4 protein-coding genes are annotated in these 4,716 nt (G+C 58.0%); all 4 read left to right on the plus strand.

Annotated features, from left to right (window positions below):
- Positions 1-185 precede the first annotated feature (185 nt).
- The 4 genes from WCO56_28930 (at position 186) to WCO56_28945 (ending at position 4,665) form a co-directional block, all read left to right on the plus strand.
- The gene (locus WCO56_28930) at positions 186-596 is read left to right on the plus strand and encodes a helix-turn-helix domain-containing protein (GenBank protein ID MEI7733624.1); all 411 of its coding nucleotides are present in this window, start codon (positions 186-188) and stop codon (positions 594-596) included.
- Positions 597-628: 32 nt separating this feature from the next.
- Positions 629-1,057: a hypothetical protein gene (locus tag WCO56_28935; protein MEI7733625.1), complete on the plus strand. Its 429-nt coding sequence runs from the start codon at positions 629-631 to the stop codon at positions 1,055-1,057.
- A 436-nt stretch (positions 1,058-1,493) separates the two neighbouring features.
- Complete coding sequence (locus WCO56_28940; GenBank protein MEI7733626.1) at positions 1,494-2,840, plus strand: PQQ-binding-like beta-propeller repeat protein; 1,347 nt, start codon at positions 1,494-1,496, stop codon at positions 2,838-2,840.
- 190 nt (positions 2,841-3,030) lie between these two features.
- A complete protein-coding gene (locus WCO56_28945; GenBank protein ID MEI7733627.1) occupies positions 3,031-4,665 on the plus strand; it encodes a DUF4962 domain-containing protein in 1,635 nt (544 codons plus the stop codon).
- Positions 4,666-4,716 lie beyond the last annotated feature (51 nt).

The following is a 4,716-nucleotide window of genomic DNA, read 5'->3' on the forward strand; positions in this document are numbered from 1 at the left end:
TTTCATTCATCATTTTGCCTTCTGCCTTTTGCCTTTCGTTTTTTCCCTCCCGGAGGCAACCACCTTTTCCGGTTCCCTGTTAACGTCGCTCCCGTTGGCCATCACGGGCCGGGCGTTTCCGGTCCGCAGACGCCGTGCGTCGCGTGCCAACACAAACTGAGAACGACATAACGAAAGACATAACTATGGAAACCAACGAAACCCAACAACGGTTCATCGAACTCCGTGCCCAAGGCTGGTCCTATGCCCGCATCGCCCAGGAACTCGGTGTTCACATCAACACCCTCGTCAACTGGAGCCGCAAACTCCAGTTCCAGATCCAGAACGCCAAAACCATGGCCGACGAAGCCTTGGCCCTCCAATACTTCGCCGTTCGCGAAGACCGCTGGAAACTCCTGTCTGATACCCTCCATCGGGTCAACACCGAGCTCGCCCAGCGCGACCTCAGCACCCTCCCCACCGGTCGCCTCTTCAACGTCGCCGCCGCCCTCCGGCGCGAGGTCCAACGCGAAACCGCTCTGCCCGGTTTCACCCTGCCGGTCTCCGAAATCCCCGCCGAGGAACTCCAAAACGAGGTGCAGGACTGGAAACCCTGAAAAATTCATTTTATCACAATTTGTGACAAAAAATGCGTTCAACACAAAAACATCACAATTCCCACGCCGCGCCAGCCTCAAACCCTGGCGCGGCCTTCAACCTGCGTAGCCGCCGCACGTCAGTCGGCGCTGAATTTTTTCCCGGTCTTTTCCCCTTTCGCGTGTTTGGCGTGATTAGCGGTTCAAATTCATTGGCTATCGGCGATCAACGATTGGCGATTTTTTCCTTCGTGTCCTTCGTTATCTTGGTGTTCAATTTTTTGTATTCCCCCAATTTGCAATACCCCATTCCCGTCCATCCTGTCCATCCTGTCTCATCTTTTGCCATGTTCCCCTTTCGCGTGGTCTGCGTGTTTGGCGGTCCAAATTCCCTTGGCTATCGGCGATCAACGATTGGCGATTTTGTATGGTCCCCAAATTTGCATTTTACAATTTTCAATTTGCAATGCTTGGCCTTTTGAACTCTGGGTCAAGTACCTGGCCAAAGCCGCTTCTCCCGGTGCCTCACCAAGCCCCTTGCCCGTGTTCCCCGATCCCAATGCCGGCATCCGGCCGGAAACCCTCGCCTACATCGAACAACAACTCAAACTCATGTGATTGTTCCCGCAGGGCTGCCTCAAGCTCGGTTTGGTTCAAGCTGGAAGCGGCTGCTCGGGTGTTCCCATGGCAGCGGGATTACCCGAAATATAGTAAAGCGATTAAGCCGATTCCCTCAGCCGGATGATGAAAATCCTCTCCCCGAGGGAGAGGAAAGAGGTGAGGGGGTACGGAACCACAGGCCCTCCCACCTCGTAGTATCCGTGACGCACCAACGCGCTGGATGCAGCCCTGTTGTTCCCATGCCTGATGAAGATTTGGATTGCCAACACGCCAAATCATAAGCAAATGTACCCTTATATGAAATCATACATGTTAAAGTCGTGCCTGATCAGCAGCACATTGTTCATTGCTGCCCAAACTAATTTTTCCCAGGAATGGCCCTCCTTCCGCGGCCCGACCGGCGATGGGATTTCCCCTGAGAAAGTCCTCACGGCCTGGCCGGCGGGCGGTCCCAAACACATTTGGCAGGCGCCAACACCGAATGGCCTGAGCGCATTTGCCATTGGCGACGGCAAAGCGTTTGTCATGCTTTCACACCCGGTCGCCGGCGGGGTGCCCGAGCCAGCCCCGGCACCAGCACCCGAGAAGGGCAAAGGCAAGGGCAAGGGCAAAGGCGGCGGGGGCGGAGCCGGTGTGACCGATGTCTGCATGGCTTTGGACGCCAGTACCGGCCAAAAACTTTGGGAAGTGCCCCTCAACACGACCAAGCACAGTGGCGCAGGTGAAGGCGACGGCGCCCGCGCGACGCCAGCCGTGGACGGCAACCGCGTTTACGTCTATTCCGATGTGATGGTGCTCATGTGCCTCGACACCGCTTCCGGCAAGACGATTTGGAAGCAAGACATTTTGAACGAGTTTGGGGGGCAGAATATCGGCTGGAACAGCGCGATGTCGCCCATGATTGACGGCGACCTGGTATATGTGGCGGGAGGCGGGGCGGGGCAGGCGATGCTGGCCTTCAATAAAACCACCGGGGCACTGGCCTGGAAATCCGGCACGGACACCATGACCCATGCCACGCCGGTGATTGCGACCATCGGGGGCGAGAAACAGGTAATCTTCTTTTTGAAGAGCGGTTTGGTGGCGGTCAACCCCAAGACCGGCGCTGAGCTATGGAAGTACGGCTTCCCCTTCAAGACGGCCACGGCGGCCAGCCCGATCGTTTGCGGCGACATCGTGTTTTGTTCGGCTGGTTACGGCGTGGGCGGCGCGGCCTGCCAGGTCACGAAAACGGGCGGCGGCTGGGAAGCCAAGGAACTCTGGATGCTGAAGGGCGATAATTCTCCGGTGGCCACTCTGTGGAGCACCCCGGTGCATAAAGACGGCTATCTCTACGGTGTGTTCAGCTACAAGAAATACGGACCTGCCGGTCTGATGAAGTGCGTGGAAGTGAAGACCGGCAAGGTGATGTGGGAACAAGCCGGTTTCGGCGCAGGGCAAGTGATTTTGGCGGGCAACTGCGTGGTGGCTTTGACCGATGACGGCCAATTGGTGCTCGTCGAGCCCAAGCCCGATGCCTACAAGGAATTGGCGCGCGCCCAAGTGCTCAGCGGGAAATGCTGGACTCCTCCGTCGCTGAGCAAGGGCCGCCTGTATCTGCGTGGTCGCACCGAAAGCGTCTGCCTGGATGTCGCCGCCAAGTAGGCAGAAGGGGCATCTGCGCCGAAAAAAACGACGGCGGCAAAACGTCCCAGAGTTGGAACGAGATCGCAGTACATTGGCACTGGCGTGACCACATCGCGGCCAGTCCGGTACAGCGGGGCGGAAGCCAAAAATAATCAGCAATTAGCTTTGTGTACATGAGGACGAAACCACCCGCAGAAATACGTATCTCGTGAATAGCAGTCGTTACATGGTTGTCGCCGCAGGTCTCTTTGCGGCGATGACGCTATGGGGCGGGCCCGTGGCTGGCGCAGGCAAGGAGATTGAAGGCGGTAAGCCAGTATTGTCGCCCACCTCCATCGCTTTCCCTGCGGCTCTGGTCAAAGTCCACCCCCGGCTTTTTGCCAAGGCGACCCGCCTGGATGAAATCAAGACTCTCTGTCAAACCACCCCGCCTTACAAAGAGTTCTATGAACGATTTAAGAAACAGGCAGATCATATTCGCCTGCCTTCCGGAAAAATCGCGTGGGACCGCGATTACGGTAATAAACTGTGGGACCTGACGGCCGCCTGGCGCCTGAGCGGCGACCCGGCTTGTCTGGCCAAGGCCAAGGCCTGGGCCATGCTCATCAAGGATTGTCCCGACAGTTATTTTCAGGACTTCTTCTCCGGTCATCTCATGTGTGGCATGGCGCTGTTTTACGACTGGTGCTATGGCGAGTTGTCGCCCGAACAGCGTGAGGCGACACGCGCCTTTCTTGCCCGCGGCGCGCGGCAGACCAGGGCTTACCTCGATCAGTCCAAGGTGCGTTACCTGCTGAGCAACCAATGGCAGATTCGGATTGCCAGCGTCGGCCTGTGTGCCCTCGCGTTGGATGATCACCCGGGGGAGTCTTCGGCCTGGGTGGATTGGGCCGTGCGCGAGATGGCCGAAATGGAAAATGCGGCGGCGGATGACGGGGTCACCGTCGAGGGGGTCGGCTACGGCCAGTACGGCTTGGAGTTTACGATGCGCTTCCACGACCTGGCCAGGGATTTGCTCGGCGTCAACTTCTACCAAAACCCGTGGTGGTCGAACAACGCCCTCTTCCAACTTTACCAGACCACGCCCCGGGCTTCGTGGAAGGCGAAGACGCGCTTTGCCAACAAGCCGGACACCTGCTGGCTCAATGTGGATATCGGCGATTGTCCGCGCTACAATTGGTACGGGCCCGACCATCTATTGCGCGGGATTGCCAAAGCGACCGGCAATCCCTACGCCCAGTGGCTGGCCGACGCGGAGAATGCCGGCAGTCACCAGGCGGGAGACAATTGGCTGAACCTGATCCGCTACGACGCCCACGTCAAAGCCCAGGAGCCTTCCGGTCTGCCGACGCTCCATCATTTCGAGAACACCGGCATTATCTCGGCCCGTTCCGACTGGTCCGGCAAGGAATCGCTCATCAGCTTCCTCTGTGGACCCTTCTTTGGGCACAAAGCCGTTGACCGCTACGACTTTGATCTCGGCGGCGGGCACGCGCATCCCAACGCCAATGCCTTTGCCATTTTCGGCGGCGGTGAATGGCTGGTCGCCTACCCCGGTTACGTCCGGCGCATGGCCGAGTACGAGAACACGCTGATCGTGGATGGGAAAGGCCAATTGGGTCAGGATGTCAAATCGGGCTCTTGGAATGCGATGCCACTATTGGCCAATCATCTACACCCGCGCGTGCTGAAAGCTGAGTCAACCCCGGCGTTCGACCACGTGGCGGGCGATGCCACATCCAGCTACGCGGGATTGGCGAAATGGCAGCGCCACCTGCTGTTCTTAAAGCCAAATACCTTGCTGGTGCTCGATGACATCGCTGCCCCCCAGGAACATAACTAGAGCCCGTCCCGGAAAAGCCGTTTTCAAAACATGCATAAGATAAGCTATAAG

It is taken from the genome of Verrucomicrobiota bacterium (assembly GCA_037139415.1).
Lineage (GTDB): Bacteria > Verrucomicrobiota > Verrucomicrobiia > Limisphaerales > Fontisphaeraceae > JBAXGN01.